Genomic DNA, 21,579 nt, shown 5'->3' with positions numbered 1-21,579 from the left:
CCGACCTCCCTGTCCCTTTCGTCCGTGCTGGGAGGGGGTGAGACGGGGTGAGCAGGCTGCGCCCGAGGTCGAGCAGGTGAGACCAGCGGCCGTATGCCGGGACCGCCGCCTCGACGGGCCGCCCTCTCGCTCGGAGACGGCTCAGGCGACGGGCGAGGACCCGTCCGGGTGCTCGCGCTCGGAGCGGCGCACGTCGACGTCGGGGTGCATCTCGGAGAAGCTCATGAGGGTGGCCGTCTGCAGGTCGAAGGTCGACCCGGCCGGCAGCGTGTGGACGACGGCGCCGCTGACCAGCAGCGGTGCGTCCTCGGCGGCCTCGTAGGCGTCGGTGACGGCCCGTCGGGCGTCGGCGATGAAGACGCCGCCGTCGCCTATGACGGTGAGGACGCGGCCGTCGGTGATCTCGGCCGCGGTGTCCTCGTCGATGCCCATGCCGAGCAGCGCGGGGGACCCGGCCACGAGGGACAGCAGCCGTCCGTAGCGCGTGCGCTGCGCGAAGTGCTGGTCGACGATGACGTCGGGCAGCAGGTCGAGCCCGGCCGTGAGCTGGCTGGAGCGCTGCCGCGGGGTGATGCCCTCGTCACCCATGGAGATCATGAAGCGACTCATGATCGAGGCGCCGGCCGACGTGCCGGCGATGACGGCGCCCCGCTCGTAGGCCCGGTGGATCGCCCGGCCGACCTCGGTGCCGCCGATGAGCTGGGCGAGCTTGAGCTGGTTGCCGCCGGTCATGAAGATGCCGGTGGCCTCGTCGATGGCAGCGGCCCCGCAGCCCTCGTCGGTGCGGTCGGCCTCGGCGCGGCTCTGGATGTCGACGGTGACCGTGCGCTCCGCCCCCAGCCGGGCGAAGACGTCGGCGTAGACCTCGGCGGCCTCGTCGGCGAACGCGGAGGCGGAGGGGATCACGACCATGCGTGCCCGCTCGCCGCCGGCCAGCCGCACGAAGCGCCGCAGCACCGTCGCCCGGCCCATCTTGTCCTCGGCGCCGCCGATGATGAGCAGCGAACGATGGATGGTCGGCTCCGGCTGGGCGGACATGTGCGGATCAACTCCCGGTGTCATGGCAGCGCACGGACCACGGCGCGCTCGGGCCACCCTAGGCCGCTGCTGCGGGAGCCCGGGGTCGCCGCGCCGCAGAGCGAGACGATCCCGTCCACCGTGCGACGGGTGCGGGCCGGTCCGTCAGGGTCGGTCGCGAGGTGCTCGTCCGGCTGCCTCATCTCAGCCGGAGGTCAGGCGCGGGGGAGTCCCAGGAGCTCGATCAGGTCGTCGAGGCGGGGGCCGGGCAGGCACACGTCGGCGCGGTCGGCCAGCGCGGGCTTGGCGGCGAAGGCCACGCCGAGCCCGGCAGCCTCCAGCATGTCCAGGTCGTTGGCGCCGTCGCCCACCGCGATCGTCCGCTCCATCGGGATGCCGTGCCGCTCGGCCAGCTCCCGCAGCACCCGGGCCTTGACGGCGCGGTCCACCACCTCGCCGGTCACGCGCCCGGTCAGGCGTCCGTCGCTCACCTCGAGGGTGTTGGCGACCGCGTGGTGGATCCGCATCGTCTCCGCGAGCGGGCCGACGACCTCGACGAACCCGCCCGACACGACGCCCACCACGCCGCCCGCGGCCGTCACGGCGTCGACGAGCTCCTGCGCGCCGGGCGTCACCCGCACCGCGGCCCGCACCGCCTCGACGACCGTGACGGGCAGCCCCTCGAGGACCGCCACGCGGGCGTGCAGGCTCTGCGCGAAGTCGAGCTCGCCCCGCATGGCGGCCTCGGTCACCGCCCGCACCTCGGGCTCCTTGCCCGCGTGCGCGGCGAGCAGCTCGATGACCTCGTCCCCGATGAGGGTGGAGTCGACGTCGGTGAGCAGCAGCGGCGGCCCCTCGGTCAGCGCGACCCGCGTGCGCTCGAGCACCTCGGGGCGGCGGACCAGAGGAGCGGCGGGGGTGTCGTCGGGCACGGTGCCCAGCCTAGAGACGGCGACGTCGTATGCCGGTGGGCTGTCCGGCATACGACGTCGTGGTCATGGCTCCTTGCTCAAGGAACGATCTGGACTCCCTTGCCCACCACCGTGATCCCGGACTCCGTCACGTAGTAGCCGCGGGCCCGGTCGTGCTCCTTGTCCACGCCGACCATCGCGCCCTCGGGGACGTCGACGCCCTTGTCGAGGACGGCCTTGTGGACCGTGGCGTTGCGGTGGACCACCACGTCGTCGAAGAGCACCGAGCCCTCGACGGTGGAGTAGGAGTTGAGCTTGACGCCGGGCGACAGCACGGAGGTCGTGACCTCGGAGCCGGACACCACCACGCCGGGGCAGACGGTGGAGTTGGTGACCTTGGCGGCGCGCGACGCCATCCCGGTGACGAACTTGGCCGGGGGCAGCGACTCCATCTGCGTGAAGATCGGCCACTCCATGTTGTAGAGGTTGAAGACCGGGTTGAGCGACACGAGCTCCATGTGGGCGTCGTAGTAGGAGTCCATCGTGCCGACGTCGCGCCAGTAGCCGTGGTCGCGCTCGGTCTCGCCCGGGACGATGTTGTCCTTGAAGTCGTAGACATAGGCGTCACCGGCGTCGACGAAGGCCGGGACGATGTCGCCTCCCATGTCGTGCTTGGTGTCGTCGCGCGCGTTGTCGCTCTCGAGCGCCTCGACCAGGGCGTCCTTGGTGAAGACGTAGTTGCCCATGGACGCGAGGATCTCGTCGGGGGAGTCCGGCAGGCCGGCCGGGTCGGTGGGCTTCTCGAGGAACTCGCGGATCTTGGAGGGGTTGCTCGGCTCGACGTCGATGACGCCGAACTGGTCCGCCATCGACCGCGGCTGACGGATCGCGGCGACGGTGCACGCGGCGTCGGTGTCGATGTGCTGGGCGACCATCTGCGAGAAGTCCATGCGATAGACGTGGTCGGCACCCACGACGACGATGATGTCCGGGTCCTCGTCACGGATGAGGTTCATGGACTGGTAGATCGCGTCGGCGGACCCGCGGTACCACTCCTTGCCGATGCGCTGCTGCGCCGGCACGTTGGTGACGTAGTTGCCGAGCATCTGCGACATGCGCCAGGTGCGGGACACGTGCCGGTCGAGGCTGTGCGACTTGTACTGCGTCAGCACGACGACCTTGAGGAAGCCGCTGTTGACGACGTTGGACAGCGCGAAGTCGATGAGCCGGTAGTTGCCGCCGAACGGGACGGCCGGCTTGGCGCGGTCGGCGGTGAGGGGCATGAGTCGCTTGCCCTCTCCACCTGCGAGGACGATGGCGAGGACCTTCTTGTGGCCGCGGCGGTTGTACATGCCCTCACCCTAAGGTCGTCGGGATCGGCCTGCCACGGGAGGGATCGGCCGTGGCGGGGAATCGTGGCGGGCCCGGAATTCGACTCCGGGCTCGACGGCGAATTCGACTCCGGCAGACGCGTCGTCGGCGCTGGACGAGCGGCCCGCCCCGTCGCCGGATAGGTTCGTCCCGTGCGAGTCGACATCGTGAGCAAGGAATACCCGCCCCAGGTCTACGGCGGCGCCGGGGTGCACGTCACCGAGCTCGTCCGGGCCCTGCGGTCCCGCGGCGACATCGACGTCCAGGTGCGCTGCTTCGGCGGCCCCCGGGACGAGGAGGGGACGACCGGGTATGCCGACCTGCCCGAGCTCTCCGGGGCCAACGCAGCCCTCGTGACGATGGGCACGGACTTGCGGATCGCGGCCGACGTGGCAGGGGCAGACCTGGTGCACTCGCACACGTGGTACGCCAACTTCGGCGGGCACGTCGCGTCGCTGCTCAACGGCATCCCGCACGTCATCTCGGCCCACTCGCTGGAGCCGCTGCGCCCGTGGAAGGCCGAGCAGCTCGGTGGCGGTTACGCGCTCTCGTCCTTCGTGGAGCGGTCGGCCTACGAGGCCGCGGCGGGCGTCATCGCCGTCTCGGCGGGCATGCGCGAGGACATCCTGCGGTGCTACCCAGCGCTCGATCCCGCGCGGGTCCACGTGGTGCACAACGGGATCGACTCCGAGGACTGGAAGCCCGGGCCGGACCCGGCGGTGCTCGAGAAGTACGGCATCGACCCGGACCGGCCGTTCGTCTGCTTCGTGGGCCGCATCACCCGGCAGAAGGGGCTGCCCTATCTCATCAAGGCCGCCGCCCGCCTGCCCGAGGGCGTGCAGCTGGTGCTGGCCGCCGGAGCCCCCGACACCCCGGAGATCAAGGCCGAGGTCACGGCCCTCATCGACGACCTCAAGACGCGCCGCGACGGCGTCGTCTGGATCGCCGAGCACCTGCCCCGCAACGAGATCGTGGCGCTGGAGTCGGCGTGCACGGTGTTCGCGTGCCCCTCGATCTACGAGCCGCTCGGCATCGTCAACCTCGAGGCGATGGCCTGCGAGGCGGCCGTGGTCGCCACGGCCACCGGCGGCATCCCGGAGGTCGTCGTCGACGGCGAGACGGGCTGGCTCGTCCCCATCGAGCAGGTGCAGGACGGCTCCGGCACCCCGCTGGACGAGGAGACGTTCGTCGCCGACCTGGCCGCCGCTCTCACCGACGCGGTGTCCGACGTCGAGCGGGCGCGCGAGATGGGCCGCGCCGGTCGACGCCGCGCGGTCGAGCACTTCTCGTGGGCGGCGATCGGCGACAAGACCCTCGAGGTCTATCGCGCCGTCCTCGACGCCTGACGGCAGCGGTCGCAGTCGCAGAGCCGTATGGCGTGCATGGTGCCCGCGTTGCGGAGGGCGCCCGGCTCCCACAGGGGCTCGGGCTCGGAGCGCCAGGTCCTCGTCTCCCGCAGCGTCGGCTCCGGGTCGCGGTCGGGACGCCCGGCCCGGCAGCACCCGCACCTGGTGTAGCCCGCCTCCCGCGGCTCGTGCCACACCACGTCGTGCCCGCACGTGCGGCACCGGTGGACGAGGACGCTCACGCTCCCTCGCGGTCCGGGTCGGAGGAGATGGTGTCGTCACGGATCGGCATGAGCAGCGTCCAGGTGCTGCCGTCATGCGGGTCGCGCAGGGCGATCGGGGCGAGCGGCCCGTCGAGCTCGAGCATGAGCTGATCTCCCGGCAACGCCTCGACCGCCTCCCGGAGCAGCTCGCCGTCCAGCAGGAGGTGCTCGAGCCGCACCCGACCGGGCTCGGCGTCGACCAGCAGCTCCGGGAGGGCGGCTCGGTCCACCACGCGGTGTCGCCCCTGCCCGAGGTAGGTCCGCATCCGCTCCACGTCCGGATAGTCCCCGTCGACGGTCGGCAGGTCGGGCCGGAGCCGCACCTCGCCGTCCGCCTGGTCCTCGAGCGCCTGCCGGAGCAGCGCCGGCGCCAGGGTGGCCCCCCAGTCCGCCTGAGACACAGGGCAGGTCGTGGTGGCCAGGCGATAGCGGTCGGTCGCCACCCACGTGCAGACCCCGCCTGCGGCGCGCAGGTGTATGCCGCCCAGCGCCCCCGCCTCGTCGTGGGTCGCCACGGCGAACTCCACCCGACGCAGGGCGTGCTCGAACCCGCTGGCCGGGAAACGTAGCTCGGGCTGCGGCGGGAGCACAGGCACTCCTGGGACGTCGTCGTCAGAGCCGAGCAGGCGCAGCAGCCGTGCCACCTCGAGGCGGGCGCCGGCCACGCCCGCCTCGAGGTGGGTGAGGTGCGCGTGGAGGATGCCGGCGACCTGCTCGGCGTCGTCGAGCCGCTCCAGCACCGTGGGCATCTCGGCGACGGGCAGGCCGATACGCCGCAGCCCGGCGATGACGCGGGCCGCGACGACCTGGTCGACGGCATACCGCCGGTAGCCCGTCCGCTCGTCGACCACCGCCGGCACCAGGACGGCATGGGTGTCGTAGAAGCGCAGCGCGGACACGGTCAGCCCGCTCGCCTGGGCGAGCTCACCGATCCCGAGGAGGTCTGTCATGCGCCGAGCCTGGACCCTCGACCTGGTGGAGGGTCAATCCCCAGGGCTGACCCCAGCCCCGAGATCGTGAGTGTTCGGTCCAAGGATGTTGGAGGAAACACTCACGATCGTGGGAGGGGGCGGGGGAGCGCGAACAACGGGACGTGGAGGCGGGGTCAGGGGAGGCGGTCGGCGGGGAGGTAGCCCGCGATCGCCAGCGCCGCCACGTTGGTGGCCGTCTCCAGCGCCTCGTCCGCCGCCCGCTGGAGCCGGCGCAGCGCCTGGAGCCGGCGTCCGGCCTCGCCCGCGACGAGCGACGGGTCGGCCGCCTCGAGCCCCAGGTCGGCGATGCGCCCGACCGTCGCGGCCAGGGTGATCATCGACACCGCGCGGACGGGCAGGTCGGGCGGCAGGCCCCAGCGCTGCGAGCCCAGCGCCTCGTCGGCCACGTCCCGCGCGGCAGCGCCCCACACCGCGCCCAGCGACGCGAGATTCTCCGTCGCCGAGGCGATCTCGGCCCGCAGGGCCCGTTCCGCCTCGCGGACCGACAGCATCTCTAGCCGGTGGGTCGGCACCGGGTCGCAGTCGTATGCCGTGAACCGCGCCGCCCACCCGACGTCCCCCGCAGGCCCGAACGGCTCGACGGTCGGGACCAGCGCCACGCCCAGCGCGGGGGAGTAGCAGCACTCGCCCGCCCCGGCCGCCGCCCCCGCCAGCTCCGGGTTGCCGCGCGGCACCGAGGCGGTGGCTCCGGCGCGGGGCAGGGCCACCGCCACGACGCGCTCGCCGAGGGCGCTCCAGTCCTGCACGCGCTCGGCTCCGGAGACGTGGTCCAGCTCGGCCGCCGCGGCCACCAGGGCGCGATCGAGGGGCAGGCGGCCGGCATACGCGCTCGTCACCCACAGGGACAGCCGACACGACAGGGGCAGCTCGGACATCCCGTCCATCGTAGGCGCGCGAGGTGCCATAGGGTCGGAGCATGAGCGACGTCCTCGAGTTCGACGATGTCACGGTCCGCCGTGGCGACACCACGCTGGTCGAGGGGATCGACTGGGAGATCGAGGAGGGGCAGCGCTGGGTCGTGCTGGGCCCCAACGGTGCTGGCAAGTCGACGCTGCTGCAGCTGGCCGCCGCGCGCATGCACCCGACGAGCGGATCGGCGAGCATCCTCGGCGAGACCCTGGGCGCGGTCGACGTCTTCGAGCTGCGTCCCCGCATCGGCATCGCCAGCGCCGCCACGGCCGAGCGCGTCCCCCTCTCGGAGCGGGTGCGCGACGTGGTGCTGACGGCGACCTACGCAGTGATCGGGCGCTGGCGCGAGAGCTATGACGAGCTGGACGAGGAGCGCGCCGACGAACTGCTCGGCACCCTCGGCGTGGCGCACCTGGCGGACCGGACCTTCGGGACCCTGAGCGAGGGGGAGCGCAAGCGCGTCCAGATCGCCCGCGCCCTCATGGCCGACCCCGAGCTGATGCTCCTCGACGAGCCCGCCGCCGGCCTCGACCTCGGGGGCCGCGAGGACCTGGTGCGTCGCCTCGGCGAGCTGGCCCAGGACGTCATGTCACCGGCCCTGGTCCTGGTCACCCACCACGTCGAGGAGATCCCGCCGGGCTTCACCGACGTGCTGCTCCTGCGCGACGGCATGGTCGTGGCCGCCGGGCCGCTCGAGCTCACTCTCACCGAGGACAACCTGTCCGAGACCTTCGGCCTGCCCCTGGTCCTCGAGCAGCACGGCGAGCGGTATGCCGCCCGCGCCCGCCCGGACGGGGAGTGACCGTCCCCGCGCGGATCACCCCCACGACGATGACCCACGCGGGGAACCGCAGGGGCGCGGGGGGCGTCATACAAGTGTCCGCGCCGCAGGCGCACCCCGTGGTGCCCGGCGTGCTGGAGACGAGGAGAGTAGGACGACATGGAGTGGTTCGCTGACAACGGCTGGCTGGCCTGGGTGGGACTGGCCCTGATCCTGGGGGCCATCGAGGCGGCCAGCGTCGACTTCTTCTGGCTGATGCTGGCGGGAGGCTCCCTGGCGGGAGCCGTCACGGCCGCGCTGGGCGGCGGGTTCGCGGTGCAGGTCGTCGTCGCCGTCGTGGTCGCCCTGCTGCTCGTCCTCCTGGTGCGGCCCATGGTCAAGCGGCGGTTCACCGTCGCGCCGGACACCAGCATCGGTGCTGGTGCCAACATCGGGCGCGCAGCCCTGGTCACCGAGACGGTGACCACCACGAGCGGGCTGATCAAGCTCGCGGGGGAGACGTGGACGGCGCGCACCCAGGCGGGGCAACCCGCCATACCCCCGGGCCAGGAGGTCCGGGTGGTGTCCATCGAGGGGGCTACCGCCGTCGTTGCCGACGCTGCGGACAGCCGGGAAGGCATCTGACCCATGGAGACCCTGATCGTCCTCGGCATCCTGGTTCTCTTCGCGGTGATCGTCATCGCCAAGACCATCAAGATCGTGCCGCAGCAGACCGCCCTGATCATCGAACGGCTGGGCGGCTACTCGCGGACGCTGACGGCAGGCCTGCACCTGCTCGTCCCGTTCTTCGACAAGGTGCGCGCCAACATCGACCTGCGCGAGCAGGTGGTGTCCTTCCCGCCGCAGCCCGTGATCACGAGCGACAACCTGGTCGTCTCCATCGACACGGTCATCTACTACTCGGTGATCGACGCCAAGTCCGCCGTCTACGAGATCGCCAACTTCATCCAGGGCATCGAGCAGCTGACGGTCACCACGCTCCGCAACGTCATCGGATCCCTCGACCTCGAGCAGACGTTGACCTCGCGCGACCAGATCAACGCCCAGCTGCGCGGCGTCCTCGACGAGGCCACCGGCAAGTGGGGCATCCGCGTCAACCGCGTCGAGCTCAAGGCCATCGACCCGCCGCACTCCGTGCAGGACTCGATGGAGAAGCAGATGCGCGCCGAGCGTGACCGTCGCGCCGCGATCCTCACGGCCGAGGGCGTCAAGCAGTCCCAGATCCTGACCGCCGAGGGCGAGAAGCAGTCCTCGATCCTGCGCGCCGAGGGCTCGGCCCAGGCCCGCATCCTCGAGGCGCAGGGTCAGTCCCGCGCCATCACCCAGGTCTTCGACGCCATCCACCGCGGCAAGCCCGACCAGAAGCTCCTCGCCTACCAGTACCTCCAGGTCCTGCCGCAGCTCGCCCGCGGCGACGCCAACAAGCTGTGGGTCATCCCGTCCGAGCTCACCGAGGCGCTCAAGGGCATCGGCTCCGCGCTCGGCGGCACCGACACCAAGGGCGGCGGCTGGGGCAGCGACGCGTCCGACCCCTACACGCCGGCGGACGCCGAGCTGTCCCGCGCGGCCTTCGACGACGTGCAGCTGCAGGACCCGGCCGAGGCCCTGCGCGAGGCCCGCAGCCAGGCGCAGGCCACCGAGCGCGAGGCCGAGGACCACGCCCAGGACCGCCGTCGCGGCGGGGCCTCCGCGTCCATGCCGTCGGCAGCGGCCCCCGCGGCGGACCCGGTCACCACGCCCGGGCAGCCCGACCTGGCCCCGGACGTGACCACGGACCCCGCCGGTATGCCGACGGCGCCGACCCAGGCGATGCCGGCCGCCGAGCCGCCGGCCGCGCCCCACGTCGAGCCGCCCGCCGGCCCGACCCCGCCGCCGCCTGGCAGCGAGCCGCGCTGACGGCGGGCGCACGGCATACGGCCTGATCAGCATGTGCCCCGTCGGGGCACGCACACCCGGTCACCACCTATGGTGGCCGGGTGTCGCTGTGGGAAGCCCTGGTCATCGTCCTCGCCGGTCTCGGCGCCGGGACCATCAACACCGTCGTCGGGTCAGGCACGCTGATCACCTTCCCGACGCTGCTGCTGCTCGGGATCCCGCCGGTCTCGGCCAACATCTCCAACAGCCTCGGGCTGTGCGCCGCCGCCATCACGAGCATCCCGGGCTTCCGCTCGCTGCTGTCCGGCCTCGGCGACCTGCTGCGGCGCTTCCTGCCCGCCGCGTGCGTCGGCGCCGTGACCGGGGCCGTCCTGCTGCTGGTACTGCCGGCCGAGGCGTTCCGGGTGATCGTGCCCGTGCTCATCGCGCTGGCGCTGGTGCTCGTCGTGCTCGGGCCGCGCATCAACCGGTGGACCAAGGCCGTGCACCAGGACGTGGTCAGCCCCCGGCGGACGCGGCTGGCGGTGGCGGCCGTGGGGGCGACGAGCGTCTACGGCGGCTACTTCGGCGCCGCGCAGGGGATCATCCTCATCTCGCTGCTGAGCCTGCTCCTGCCGCACCCGCTGCAGCAGGTCAACGCCGTCAAGGTCGTCCTGTCCAACCTGACCAACCTCGTCGCGGCGATCGTCTTCATCGTCGTCGCCCGCGACCAGATGCGCTGGGACGTGGCGGCGCTCATCGCCCTCGGTGCCCTCGGTGGCGGCTGGCTCGGCGCCCGGATCGGGACCCGCATCTCGGCCGCGGCGCTGCGCGCGGTGATCGTCGTCGTGGGCGTTGCCGCGATCGTCAAGCTCGTCGTCTTTCCCTGACTAGGCTTGCTCGGTGCCCATCGCGATCACCGACCCCGCCGACCCCCGACTGCTCGACTACGTGGGGCTGACCGACGTCGCGCTGCGGCGCCGGACCGAGCCGGAGCGCGGGCTCTACATCGCCGAGAGCGACAAGGTCATCCGCCGCGCGCTGGCCGCCGGGCACCGGCCGCGCTCCTTCCTGATGGCCGAGCGTTGGCTCACCGACCTCGCCGACCTCGTCACCTGGGCCGAGTCCTGCGACATCCCGGTGTATGTCGGCACCCACCCCATCATCGAGGACCTCACGGGCTTCCACCTGCACCGTGGTGCGCTGGCGTCGATGCAGCGCCCCGACCTGCCGACGGTGGGCTCGGTGCTGGAGGCTGCGCGGCGCGTGGTCGTCCTGGAGGACATCGTCGACCACACCAACGTCGGCGCGATCTTCCGCTCGGCCGCGGCGCTCGGGGTCGACGCCGTCCTGGTGACGCCGCGGTGCGCCGATCCCCTCTATCGACGTTCGATCCGGGTGTCGATGGGCACGGTCTTCCAGGTCCCGTGGACCCGCATCGACCCCTGGCCTGCCGGCGTGGACCTGCTGCGGGACAACGGTTTCCACGTCGCCGCGATGGCGCTGAGCGACGACTCGGTGTCCCTGGACGAGCTGGCCGCCGCGCCGCCGGAGCGGCTCGCGGTCGTGATGGGCACCGAGGGCGACGGCCTGTCCGCGCGGACCGTCGCGTCGGCGGACTCGGTGGTGCGCATCCCGATGGCCGGGGGAGTGGACTCGCTCAACGTCGCGGCGGCCTCGGCGGTGGCCATGTGGGCGCTGCGGGTAGGGGTCTGACCAGCCGGGCGACCGCCCGATTGACGGCCCGGTAGGTATCGCTCGGGTCACGATCGTCGAAACCGCGTCCCTGCACCATTTTTCGGCGCGCGATGCGGGGTCGGTGGGGGCAGGATCATGCGCCATGAAGCCACTTGTCCTGCGCAGCGCTCTCGTCGCATCGCTCGGTGGTCTGATCTTCGGATTCGACACCGCAGTCATCTCCGGCACCACCGAGGCCCTCAAGGCCCAGTTCTCCCTGTCGGACTCGGCGCTGGGCTGGGCCGTGGGCGTCGCCCTCCTCGGCACGATCCTCGGAGCGCTGACGGCGGGTCAGCCCGCGGACAAGTTCGGCCGCAAGAAGGTCCTGTTCGTCATCGGCATCCTCTACGTCCTGGGCGCCCTCGGCACGGCCTTCGCGCCCAACATCCTGATCCTGTCGATCTTCCGCTTCCTCGGGGGCATCGGCGTCGGCGCGGCCTCCGTGTGCGCCCCGATCTACACCGCCGAGATCGCCCCGGCCAAGGTCCGCGGTCGCCTCGTCGGGCTGGTGCAGTTCAACATCGTGCTGGGCATCCTGCTCGCCTACCTGTCCAACTACCTCATCCGCATCATCATCAACGACGAGGCCACCGACTGGCGCTGGATGTTCGGCGTCATGGCCGTCCCCGCCGTGATCTTCCTGATCATGCTGACGGCCGTCCCCGAGACGCCGCGCTGGCTCATGGCCAACGGCCGCGACGAGGAGGGCCGCGAGGTCATCGGCCGGCTCACCCAGACGCGCGAGGAGGCCGACCTCCAGATCCAGGAGATCAACTCATCGCTCGCGTCCGCGGCCAACGCGCCCTCCGTGCCGTTCTTCGTCAAGGAGCACCGCAAGGTCATCCTGCTCGCGTTCACCATCGCGATGTTCAACCAGATGTCCGGCATCAACGCGATCCTCTATTACGCCCCCGAGGTCATGAAGAAGGCCGGCGCCTCCACGGACGCGGCCTTCCTGATGTCGGTGGCCGTCGGCTTCATGAACCTCGTCGCCACCATGACCGCCCTCACCGTGATCGACAAGATCGGCCGCAAGCGCCTCATGCTGATCGGCTCCGTGGGCTACCTGATCAGCCTCGGCTTCCTGTCCGGCCTGATGTTCTACTACGAGAAGGGCAAGGGCGGGGCCTTCGACTCCACCTCGAGCATCCTGGTGCTGATCGGCCTGCTGGTCTTCATCGCGGCGCACGCGTTCGGCCAGGGCGCGGTCATCTGGGTCTTCATCTCCGAGATCTTCCCCAACCGCATCCGCGGCCGCGGCCAGTCGCTCGGCTCGCTGACCCACTGGGTGTTCGCGTGGCTGACCTCGACCTTCTTCCCGCCCATCATCGGCGCCCTCGGCGGCGGCGTGGCGTTCGCGATCTTCCTGGTGTTCATGGTCGGTCAGCTCTTCTGGGTCCTCAAGGTCATGCCCGAGACCAAGGGCGTGCCGCTCGAGGAGATGGAGGCCAAGCTCGGCCTCACCCACGACCCCCGCGACTCGGCCGGTGGCCCCACCCCGGTCATGCACTGACGGTCGTATGACGGGCCGCCGCCTCGCGGGGTGCGGCCAGGTGCTGGACGTCTGCGGCTCGTTGCGGACGGGACGGTCTCAGGACTGATTCCGTCCGCAACGGTCGCTAGCGTCGAGCCATGACCGACACCACAGCAGCCCTGCTCGTCGTCGACGTCCAGCGTGACGTCATGGCCCAGTCCATCAACAGCGACACCGTCATCGGCAACGTCCGTACCCTGGTCGACCGGGCGCGTGAGCGCTCGGTCCCCGTGATCTGGGTGCGGCACAACGCGGACCAGGAGCTGGTCCACGGCTCGGACGGGTGGCAGATCGTGAGCGAGCTCGACCCGGGCGAGGAGCCTGTCGTCGACAAGCGCTACGGCGACGCCTTCGCCGACACCGACCTCGAGGACCAGCTCCGGCAGGTCGGGGCGCAGGAGGTCGTCCTGTGCGGCGCCCAGACGGACGCCTGCATCCGCAGCACCTTCTACGGCGGGCTCTACCGCGGCTACCCCATGACCCTCGTCGCGGACGCCCACACCACGGGCGACCTGCGCCAGTGGGGCGCGGAGTACGCGCCCGAGCAGGCGATCAGCATGCTCAACCTGCACGCCGACAACACCGTCCTGCCAGGCGTCCGCGGCAGCGTCACGACCACGGCGGACGCCCTCGGCGGCTGACACAGCACGCTCACCGCGCAGGGGTCACCAGGACTGGTGCAGCGGCCGTCCCTCGGCGTAGCCGGACGAGCTCTGGATCCCCACCACCGCGCGGTCGTGGAACTCCGCGAGGGAGCGGGCGCCGGCATACGTGCAGGAGGAGCGCACCCCGGAGACGATCTCGTCGATCAGGTCCTCGACGGAGGGGCGGGCCGGGTCGACGTACATGCGCGCGGCCGAGATGCCCTCCTCGAACAGCGCCTTGCGGGCGCGGTCGTAGCTCGACTCCGCGGCCGTGCGGTTGGCGACGGCGCGCTTGGACGCCATCCCGAAGGACTCCTTGTAGGCCCGGCCGTCGCTGCCGCGCTGCAGGTCGCCGGGCGACTCGAGCGTGCCGGCGAACCACGAGCCGATCATGACGTTGGACGCCCCGGCGGCCAGCGCGAGAGCCACGTCGCGGGGGTGACGGACGCCGCCGTCGGCCCAGACGTGCTTGCCGAGCTCGCGGGCCGCGGCGGCGCACTCGAGGACGGCGCTGAACTGCGGGCGACCGACGCCCGTCTGCATGCGGGTGGTGCACATGGCACCCGGGCCGACGCCGACCTTGATGATGTCCGCTCCGGCCTCGACCAGGTCGCGGACGCCGTCGGCGGAGACGATGTTGCCGGCGACGATCGGCACGTCGATGCCGGTGGAGCGCACCGCGCGCAGCGCCTCGATCATCTTGTCCTGGTGCCCGTGGGCCGTGTCGACCACGAGCAGGTCGGAGCCGGCCTCGACGAGAGCGGCGGCCTTGGCGGCGACGTCGCCGTTGATGCCGACGGCCGTGGCGATCCGCAGCCGGCCCTGGTCGTCGGTGGCGGGGGCGTAGAGCGAGGCGCGCAACGCGCCCTGACGCGTGACCAGACCGACGAGCCGGCCGTCGGCGTCCACGACGGGGGCGAGCTTGCGGTGGTGGTCGTGCAGCAGGGCGAAGGCGTCGCGCGGCGAGGTGTCCACCGGGACGGTGAGCAGCTCGGTGCTCATCACCTCGGACAGCTGGGTGAAGCGGTCGACGCCGACGAGGTCGTTCTCGGTGACGATGCCCACGGGCCGGTCGTCGACCTGCACGATCGCGGCGCCGTGCGCGCGCTTGGGGAGCAGGCCGAGCGCGTAGCCGCAGGTGTGGTGCGGCTTGACCGAGATGGGGGTGTCATAGACCAGGTGGCGCGATTTCACGTCCGCGATGACCTCGGCGACGATGTCGGTCGGGATGTCCTGGGGTATGACGACCAGCCCGCCTCGACGGGCCACCGTCTCGGCCATGCGACGCCCCGCGATGGCGGTCATGTTGGCCACCACGAGGGGGATCGTCGTGCCGCTGCCGTCGTCGGTGGACAGGTCGACGTCGAGGCGGGAGGTGACGGACGACCGGGATGGGACCATGAAGACGTCGTCGTAGGTCAGGTCGAAGCTCGGCTCCAGGCCGTTGAGAAAGCGCACTCGTCCGAGTCTACTGCGAGGACTGCCCGCACGAGCGGCCCGCCACGGGCGCAGCCCCGGGCTCGGACCGGGACTCGGACCGGGGCTCGGACTCCGGACTCAGGCGCCGCTTCAGGCGTCGTCGCCCGGCACCTCGCACATCCCGGTGATCACGGCGCGCGCCAGCGTGTGCGAGCCCAGCGTGAAGCCGGTCGCTGCGCCGCTCGCGGTGTCGTCGAGGCCGAGGTCGTCGGTGTCGAGGGCGTGCACGGCGAACATGTAGCGGTGCGGGCGGTCGCCGGCGGGCGGGGCGGCACCGCCGAACGCCTTGAGGCCGTAGTCGTTGGCCATCATGAACGCGCCCTTGGGCAGGTGCTTGCCACGCTCGGCGCCCGCGCCCTCGGGCAGCGAGGTGCAGTCGGCGGGCAGGCCGACGAGCAGCCAGTGCCAGAAGCCGCTCGGCGTGGGGGCGTCCGGGTCGAAGCAGGTGACGGCATACCCGCGGGTCTCGGCGGGAGCACCGGTCCAGCTCAGCTGGGGGGACCGGTTGTCGCCGGTCATCCCCCAGGAGTCGAAGAGCTGGGCGTCGGGCAGGTCCGCGCCGTCGTCGAAGGACTCGCTGGTGACGGTGAACGACGCCACCTGGGGGAGCAGCTCGTAGGGGTCCGGGGCCATGGGTCGGTCGAGGGAGCTCATGCTCCGACCCTATGCCGAGCCCTCCGAGCGCACCCAGCGTGGGGCACCGAAAGTCCGTGGTGGTCGGGCTCCTCGCTCGCGTAGGCTCGACCGCCGTGACTGTGTCCGGCCGCCGTGCTCGCCCCGCTGATCACCGCACCGTGACCTGGCACCGCCTCCGGAGCCCCACGGCCGGTGCGGCACTCCTGGCGCTCACCACCGGAGCCGTCGGCACGGCGCTCGGCACCGTGGTGGCGGGGCGGCTCGCCGACCAGGTCTCGTGGACCCTCCTGTGGGTGCTCGCCGCCTGCGTCATCGGGGGAGCCGCCGTCGACACCCTCGGCCGCTGGCTGTGGGCCGCCGTGTCCGACCGGGCCGAGGGGCGGCTGCGGGACGACCTGCTCGACGCCGCGCTGAGCCAGCCGCTCCCGACGCTGTCGGAGCAACCTGTGGGGGAGATCCTCGACCGCGTCGACGACGACACCCGCGAGGTCGGCTCCCTCGTGCGGATCCAGGTCTGGATGATGCTGCGCGCCATCGTCTCGATCGTCCCGATGCTCGTCGTCGCCGGCTTCACCTGGTGGCCGTCGGTGCTCCTGTTCCCGGTCTTCGCGGCGGCCGCCATCCTGTCCGTGCGCGGCCTCCTGGACGAGATCGCCCGGCGCAAGGTGGTGGAGGAGGCCGCGTGGACCGACCATGCCGCAGCCCTCGAGGAGGGCATCGCCGCCCAGGACGACCTGCGGACGAGCCTCGGCCAGGCGTTCGCCATACGCCGTCTGGCCGCTCTGTCCGCCGAGGTGCACCGGCGCTTCCACGAGGTCCTCTCCCTCGAGCGCGCGGTGACCCTGCGCACCGGGGTCATCCTGCACGCCCTGCTCGCCGCCGTCGCCGCCGTCGGGGTCATGCTGGCCACGACCGACCGGCTGTCCGTCCCCCAGCTCGTCACGCTGTTCCTCATCACCGCGACGTTCGTCGGCTACATCGGCCGCGTCGCCGACCAGCTGCCCGACCTGCAGGCGGGGCTCGGCGCGATCCTGCGCCTGCGCCAGATGATGGCCGTCGAGCCGGAGCCGGACGGCGGCGAGGAGCTGCCGCCTGGCCCGGTGACCCTGGAGTTCCGCCGCGCGACCTTCGCGTATGCCGAGGGCGCGTTCGCGCTGCGCGACGTCGACCTCACGCTGCCCGCGGGGCAGACCCTGGCCCTCGTCGGACGCACCGGGTCCGGCAAGTCGACGCTCGCCTCGCTGGTCTCGCGCGCGGTCGACCCGCGTCCGGGCGAGGTCTTCCTCGGCGGGATCGACGTCCTGGACCTCGACCTGCAGGAGCTCCGTCGCACCGTGGGTGTCGTCACGCAGCGCACCGAGATCCTGGCCGGCACCCTCGCGCAGAACATCTCGCTGTTCACCGACGCGCCCCGCGACCGGATCGAGGAGGTCGTGGCCGAGCTGGGGCTCGGGGACTGGGTCGCCGGTCTCGACGACGGCATCGACACCCTGCTGGGACCCGGCGGCACGGTGCTGTCCGCGGGGGAGGAGCAGCTGCTCGCCTTCGCCCGGCTGCTGATGCGGGACGTCCAGGTCGTCGTGCTGGACGAGGCGACCGCCCGCATGGATCCCCTCACCGAGGCCCGCGTCGTCGCCGCGTCCGAGCGGCTGCTGCACGGCCGCACCGGCATCCTCATCGCGCACCGGCTGTCGACGATCGCCCGGGCCGACCTCGTCGCCGTCCTCGCGGACGGCCGGGTCGTGCAGGCGGGGGAGCGGGCCCGGCTCGCCGCCGAGCCCGGCCCCTTCCTCACGCTCCTGGAGGCGGCGCGGGAGACGGACGTGCGCCCGGCCCCTCGGCCCGAGGGCGAGGCGACCCCGGTCGCCCGCGAGGGCAGCACCGCCGTCACCGCTCTGGGCACCGTCCGCCGGCGCGGCGAGCCCCCGAACCCCCGTGACCCGGGCACCGGATCGTCCCTGGCCCGAGGCATTCTCAACGTGCTCGCGGTGCGACCGACGTGGGGGTTGTTCGCCGCGTCGCTCTTTCTCGCGCAGTCGCTCGGTGGCGCGCTGGGCGCCATCACGGGCTATGCCTGGGGCCACACCGTGCAGGCCCTCCAGGGTGGCGCCTCCCCGTGGTGGTGGCTGGGCCTCGTCGTGGCCGTCACGCTCCTGGGCCCGGTGGCCCTCGCCTCGGCGGTCGTGCGCTACCCCCGCTGGTGGATCGAGGTCCTGCTCCGGGTACGCATGTCCGTGCTCGTCGGCCAGACCGGGCAGCGCCGCCTCGAGCGCGTCCCCGCCGGCGAGGTCGTGGCCCGGGCCATGGACTCCGACCGCTACGCGCGCTACGCCGACCGGTGGGTCGACTTCGTCAACGGCCTGCTGATCTGCCTGGTCACCGCGATCGCGGCCGGGACCTGGCTGGCCGGCCTCGTGCTGCTCGTCGTCATGGCCGCGTCCGCGACCGCCTCCGCGGTGGGTCGTCCCGTCGCGGGGCGGTCCGCGGCCCAGGCCTCGGCCACCCGAGCCCGCTTCGGCCGGGTCCTCGTGTCCGTGCTCGAGTCGGCCCGCACGGTCAAGCTCGCCGGCCGTATGCCGGAGGTGCGCCGCCACCTGCGCCACGTCGACGCAGGACGGGTGGCGGCCGCGGTGCGCGAGCACCGGGTCCAGGCCTTCCTCGACGGCGTGCCCACCGTCATGGTCCAGGCCGGCGCCGTCGCGGCGTGGGCCGGGGTCCTGACGGGCCGGTGGGGCCTGGCCACCGCGCTGCTGGTGGTCAGCGCGGTCAACGGGTTCGACTGGTTCGGCCGGGTCGCCGGCGCCGTAGTCACCGAGGCCCCGGGCACGCGCGCCTGGCAGGTGGCGACGAGCCGGATGGCGGGGGGCGCAGACCTCGTCGCCCTGCCGACGGACGTCGACCTGGTCGCCGGCACCGCCCCGGAGCCGGCCTCCACCCCCCGCGTGCCGCTGCGGCGCCTGTCGATGCGCGGGCTGTCCGCCGTGCACGAGGACGGCACGGTGGGCGTCGAGGACGTGGACCTCGACATCGACCGGGGCGAGCTCGTGCTGCTGGTCGGGCAGGTCGGCTCCGGTAAGTCGAGCCTGCTGCGCGCCGTCGCCGGGCTGGCCGACCACCGCGGCTCCCTGCGGTGGAACGGCGAGGAGATCACCGACCCCGAGGTCTTCCTGCGGCCGGGTCAGGTCGCGTATGTCGGACAGGTGCCCCGAGTGCTGTCGGGGACCTTCGACGAGAACGTCCGCCTCGGCTTCGACCGTGCCTTCGAGAGCCCCATCGGGGTGGCGCGGCTCGGACCGGACGTCGAGCAGGCCGGCGGGGCCCACTCGCTCGTCGGCCACCGCGGGGTCCGCCTGTCCGGCGGTCAGGTCCAGCGCCTGGCCCTGGCCCGAGCGGTCGCCGCCGACGCCGAGCTGCTGCTCGCCGACGACGTCTCCTCGGCGCTGGACGCGCGCACCGAGATCGAGCTGTGGCAGGCCCTGCGCGCCCGGTCGATGACCGTCGTCGGTGCCAGCTCCAAGCGCGCGGCGCTCGCGCAGGCGGACGTCGTCGTCGTGGTCGTGGACGGCCGCGTCGCCGAGGTCGGTCCCTGGTCCGACCTCGCCGGACGCTGGGGACACCTCGCCGGGTGAGCCAGGCCAGGTTGTGGGGTGTGCGGACCACGGTGCTCACCACTGACCGACTCCGACTGACCACCTGGGAGTCGACAGACCCGCGGGACCTGCCTGAGCTGCAGAACGATGTCCGCGTTCGCGGTGCACGACAACGCTGCGGCGGCGCGCCGGTCGGCGAGACGGTCGACCCGTGACCCTCTAGCCTCACCCTTATACTGCTGTCGTGCCCATGACCAGGTCTCGTCGTCACCTCGCCACCGCTCTTGGCACCGTCGCCGCGACGCTTTTGCTCTCAGCGTGCGAGACGGGCTCGTGGAGCAGTCGGTGCGACAGCAGCGGCAGTTGCCGCCTCGAGATCTCAGGCACCGAGTTCCACGACCTGCCGCGCTCGCTGAACTCGCAGGGCCGATTCAGGAGGGTGCGGGAGAAGATCAGGCTGGCCGAGGCCACCCAGGGCGGCACCGCCACGATCCAGGTCGGCGAAGGAGACAACGTGTGCGCGCAGGGGGAGGACTTCGTCCAGGGTGACATCACCTTCACGTGCACCGAGGTCGGCTCCACCTCGGTCGTGCTCGACACGGCGCGGGCTCAGCGCTGACCCGGCACCACCTCGATCCCTGTCTGTTGGTTCGAGGCTGGCGGTCCAGCAGGGTGGTCAGCTCGCCCCCGCGGCGGCCCCGCCACGGCATACGGCCCGCAGTGTCCCGAACCCGTCGCCCAGCGCGTCGACGCGCACCGTCGACGAAGCCCGCGTCCTGGTTGTGGAGCACGACCCCGCCGTGTGTCTGTTGGACAAGCTCGTGAGCCCAACGAGCACTGACGGGAACGTGATCGACATGGCGAAGACGCTCGACGACTTCCTCACGGACGTTGGTCGTCGAGCCATTCCGGTGGTCTGGCGTCAGGGTCGGAGCGTGGGTCGGGCTCGGAACGTCCGCTCATGCCGATGGCAGCGCGCTTCACCTATCGGTCCTGAACGCTTGTTACATGTAACGTGGTGGGCATGACGGTGAAGCATCGAGTCAGTGAGTACCGGCGCAGGATGCGTGCACGCGGCCTTCGGCCGGTGCAGATCTGGGTCCCTGACGTGCGCAGCGAGCGATTTGCGCAGGAGGCGCACCGTCAGGCAGGGATCGTCGCAGGCTCGGACGAGCTGGCCGATGACCAGCCGTTCGTCGAGGCGATCAGCGCGTCCTGGGACGAGGAGTGAGACGCGGCGAGCTGTGGACCGTGGCTGGGGGCGTGTACGCGTCCAAGCCCAGGCCTGCGCTGATCGTGCAGGACGACCTGTTCGCCGGTACCGCCTCGGTGACGGTCATGCCGCTGACGACGACCTTGGTCGATGCTCCTCTGCTACGCGTTCGCGTCGTCGCGGACGACCTCACCGGCCTGCAGCACGAGAGCCACGTCATGATCGACAAGATCACTACCGTTCGCCGCGAGAACGTCGGTACTCGTGTGGGTCGGCTGACTCCCGAAGGCCTCGTAGAGGTCAAACGGGCCCTGATGGCGTTCCTCGGTCTGGCCAGATAGGCCACCTAGCAGACCCGACGTCATCCGCTCTTGCCGCGCGTCGGACGTCAGAGGTTCTAGGCGGAGCGGGACAGCTCGTGCTCGACGGCTCGGCGGATCCACGCCGAGACCGAGCGGTCGTCGGCCTCCGCCGCTCGCTTGACGTCCTCGAGCAGCCCCCCCCATGCAAGCCAGGTGCCCATGGGCCCCAGTCTCGCGCCCGATGACCAGACGACCAAGCGCGAGGCCGACCCTGTGAGACGCTGACGCGGTGGGCCACTCCTCGGACGTGCACGATGAGATCGTGCTGGCGGCGGTGCTCGCCGACCCTGTGTGTGCCGCGGTCCTGGACCGCCTCCCATCATTGGGCCTGACGGAATGGTGGCTGACGGCGGGTGCGGTCTTTCAGAACGTCTGGAACTCCGTCGAGGGCAAGCCCGCCGGGTACGGCATCAAGGACTACGACGTCTTCTACCACGACGACTCCGACCTGAGCTGGGAGGCCGAGGACGTCGTCATCCGCGCCGCCGATGAGCTCATGGCGGACGTCCCAGCACCGCTCGAGGTCCGGAACCAGGCACGCGTGCACCTCTGGTACGAAGAGAAGTTCGGGAAGCCCTGCCCTCCCTTCAGCAGCGCCACCGACGCCATCCGGGCCTTCGCCTCAACGGCCTGCTGCGTCGGCGTCACCAGGGACGAGTCCGGGCTACGGCTTTATGCACCGTTCGGCCTCGACGATGTCCTCGGCATGCACCTCCGCCCGCACCGTCGCCTCGCGCCCAAGCAGGTCTATGACGCCAAAGCGTGCGAGTATGCCGCTCGGTGGCCCAGCCTCACCGTCGAGCCCTGGTAGCGACCAGAGTTCATGACAGCCCCTCGCACGGACGTCGGTCCGACCAGGGGGCGCCTCCCGTGGGTGCGCACGCCTGGGTGGCCACGGACGCCCTACAGCGCTCCAATTGTGGCTCTTCTGACGCTTCCG

At 71.9% G+C, this 21,579-nt stretch carries 21 protein-coding genes; 13 read left to right on the top strand and 8 right to left on the bottom strand.

Going from position 1 to position 21,579, the window contains the following annotated elements; all coding sequences use genetic code 11:
• Positions 1-141: 141 nt before the first annotated feature.
• From B4E97_RS03495 to glgC, 3 genes are all read right to left on the bottom strand, one after another.
• Positions 142-1,038: a cyanophycinase gene (locus tag B4E97_RS03495; RefSeq protein ID WP_019284835.1), complete on the bottom strand. Its 897-nt coding sequence runs from the start codon at positions 1,036-1,038 to the stop codon at positions 142-144.
• Positions 1,039-1,232: 194 nt separating this feature from the next.
• Complete coding sequence (serB, locus tag B4E97_RS03490) at positions 1,233-2,000, bottom strand: phosphoserine phosphatase SerB (RefSeq protein WP_286958715.1); 768 nt, start codon at positions 1,998-2,000, stop codon at positions 1,233-1,235.
• A 26-nt stretch (positions 2,001-2,026) separates the two neighbouring features.
• The gene (glgC, locus tag B4E97_RS03485; protein ID WP_029210079.1) at positions 2,027-3,280 is read right to left on the bottom strand and encodes a glucose-1-phosphate adenylyltransferase; all 1,254 of its coding nucleotides are present in this window, start codon (positions 3,278-3,280) and stop codon (positions 2,027-2,029) included.
• Between the two features lie 171 nt (positions 3,281-3,451).
• Between glgC and glgA the strand changes: the two genes are divergently transcribed.
• Positions 3,452-4,645, top strand: a complete 1,194-nt coding sequence (gene glgA, locus B4E97_RS03480) for a glycogen synthase (protein WP_019284838.1) — start codon at positions 3,452-3,454, stop codon at positions 4,643-4,645.
• A gap of 238 nt (positions 4,646-4,883) precedes the next feature.
• Here glgA and B4E97_RS03475 read toward each other — a convergent pair whose 3' ends face one another.
• Entirely contained in the window at positions 4,884-5,858 is a 975-nt protein-coding gene (locus tag B4E97_RS03475) for a MerR family transcriptional regulator (RefSeq protein WP_029210082.1), read from the bottom strand.
• 155 nt (positions 5,859-6,013) lie between these two features.
• On the bottom strand, positions 6,014-6,775 hold the full coding sequence (locus tag B4E97_RS03470) for a hypothetical protein (protein WP_286958714.1): 762 nt from the start codon (positions 6,773-6,775) through the stop codon (positions 6,014-6,016).
• A 41-nt stretch (positions 6,776-6,816) separates the two neighbouring features.
• Here B4E97_RS03470 and B4E97_RS03465 point away from each other — a divergent pair, with 41 nt between their 5' ends.
• The 7 genes from B4E97_RS03465 (at position 6,817) to B4E97_RS03435 (ending at position 13,356) form a co-directional block, all read left to right on the top strand.
• Positions 6,817-7,611: an ABC transporter ATP-binding protein gene (locus tag B4E97_RS03465; protein WP_029210084.1), complete on the top strand. Its 795-nt coding sequence runs from the start codon at positions 6,817-6,819 to the stop codon at positions 7,609-7,611.
• A gap of 138 nt (positions 7,612-7,749) precedes the next feature.
• Complete coding sequence (locus tag B4E97_RS03460) at positions 7,750-8,214, top strand: NfeD family protein (protein ID WP_019284843.1); 465 nt, start codon at positions 7,750-7,752, stop codon at positions 8,212-8,214.
• 3 nt (positions 8,215-8,217) lie between these two features.
• The gene (locus tag B4E97_RS03455; protein ID WP_286958712.1) at positions 8,218-9,486 is read left to right on the top strand and encodes an SPFH domain-containing protein; all 1,269 of its coding nucleotides are present in this window, start codon (positions 8,218-8,220) and stop codon (positions 9,484-9,486) included.
• Between the two features lie 80 nt (positions 9,487-9,566).
• Positions 9,567-10,334: a sulfite exporter TauE/SafE family protein gene (locus B4E97_RS03450; RefSeq protein ID WP_286955578.1), complete on the top strand. Its 768-nt coding sequence runs from the start codon at positions 9,567-9,569 to the stop codon at positions 10,332-10,334.
• A gap of 13 nt (positions 10,335-10,347) precedes the next feature.
• Entirely contained in the window at positions 10,348-11,160 is an 813-nt protein-coding gene (locus B4E97_RS03445) for a TrmH family RNA methyltransferase (RefSeq protein WP_286955579.1), read from the top strand.
• A gap of 124 nt (positions 11,161-11,284) precedes the next feature.
• Positions 11,285-12,694 (top strand): sugar porter family MFS transporter, encoded by a 1,410-nt coding sequence (locus B4E97_RS03440; protein ID WP_286958711.1) that lies wholly within the window; start codon positions 11,285-11,287, stop codon positions 12,692-12,694.
• 119 nt (positions 12,695-12,813) lie between these two features.
• Entirely contained in the window at positions 12,814-13,356 is a 543-nt protein-coding gene (locus B4E97_RS03435) for an isochorismatase family protein (protein WP_286958710.1), read from the top strand.
• A gap of 24 nt (positions 13,357-13,380) precedes the next feature.
• Here B4E97_RS03435 and B4E97_RS03430 read toward each other — a convergent pair whose 3' ends face one another.
• Positions 13,381-14,817 (bottom strand): GuaB1 family IMP dehydrogenase-related protein, encoded by a 1,437-nt coding sequence (locus tag B4E97_RS03430; RefSeq protein ID WP_286958709.1) that lies wholly within the window; start codon positions 14,815-14,817, stop codon positions 13,381-13,383.
• Between the two features lie 111 nt (positions 14,818-14,928).
• Complete coding sequence (locus B4E97_RS03425) at positions 14,929-15,492, bottom strand: YbhB/YbcL family Raf kinase inhibitor-like protein (RefSeq protein ID WP_239266004.1); 564 nt, start codon at positions 15,490-15,492, stop codon at positions 14,929-14,931.
• Between the two features lie 140 nt (positions 15,493-15,632).
• Here B4E97_RS03425 and B4E97_RS03420 point away from each other — a divergent pair, with 140 nt between their 5' ends.
• The 4 genes from B4E97_RS03420 (at position 15,633) to B4E97_RS03405 (ending at position 20,618) form a co-directional block, all read left to right on the top strand.
• Complete coding sequence (locus B4E97_RS03420) at positions 15,633-19,103, top strand: ATP-binding cassette domain-containing protein (protein WP_286958708.1); 3,471 nt, start codon at positions 15,633-15,635, stop codon at positions 19,101-19,103.
• 400 nt (positions 19,104-19,503) lie between these two features.
• Positions 19,504-19,683, top strand: a complete 180-nt coding sequence (locus B4E97_RS03415; protein ID WP_286955585.1) for a hypothetical protein — start codon at positions 19,504-19,506, stop codon at positions 19,681-19,683.
• 405 nt (positions 19,684-20,088) lie between these two features.
• Positions 20,089-20,295, top strand: a complete 207-nt coding sequence (locus tag B4E97_RS03410; protein WP_029210098.1) for an antitoxin MazE-like protein — start codon at positions 20,089-20,091, stop codon at positions 20,293-20,295.
• Positions 20,292-20,618 (top strand): type II toxin-antitoxin system PemK/MazF family toxin, encoded by a 327-nt coding sequence (locus tag B4E97_RS03405; protein ID WP_286958707.1) that lies wholly within the window; start codon positions 20,292-20,294, stop codon positions 20,616-20,618. Before B4E97_RS03410 ends, B4E97_RS03405 begins: the two co-directional genes overlap by 4 nt.
• 56 nt (positions 20,619-20,674) lie before the next feature.
• Here B4E97_RS03405 and B4E97_RS03400 read toward each other — a convergent pair whose 3' ends face one another.
• Positions 20,675-20,800 carry a hypothetical protein gene (locus B4E97_RS03400; protein ID WP_286958706.1) on the bottom strand — a complete coding sequence of 42 codons (126 nt, stop codon included), beginning with the start codon at positions 20,798-20,800 and terminating at the stop codon, positions 20,675-20,677.
• Between the two features lie 86 nt (positions 20,801-20,886).
• On the opposite strand from B4E97_RS03400, the gene B4E97_RS03395 reads away from it, so the two are divergent.
• Positions 20,887-21,450: a nucleotidyltransferase family protein gene (locus B4E97_RS03395; protein ID WP_286958704.1), complete on the top strand. Its 564-nt coding sequence runs from the start codon at positions 20,887-20,889 to the stop codon at positions 21,448-21,450.
• Positions 21,451-21,579: the final 129 nt, after the last annotated feature.

Source organism: Arsenicicoccus sp. UBA7492, from assembly GCF_002479615.1.
GTDB lineage: Bacteria > Actinomycetota > Actinomycetes > Actinomycetales > Dermatophilaceae > Arsenicicoccus > Arsenicicoccus bolidensis.
The sequence above is the reverse complement of the archived record's forward strand: the minus strand, read 5'-3'. Positions and strand labels throughout refer to the sequence as shown.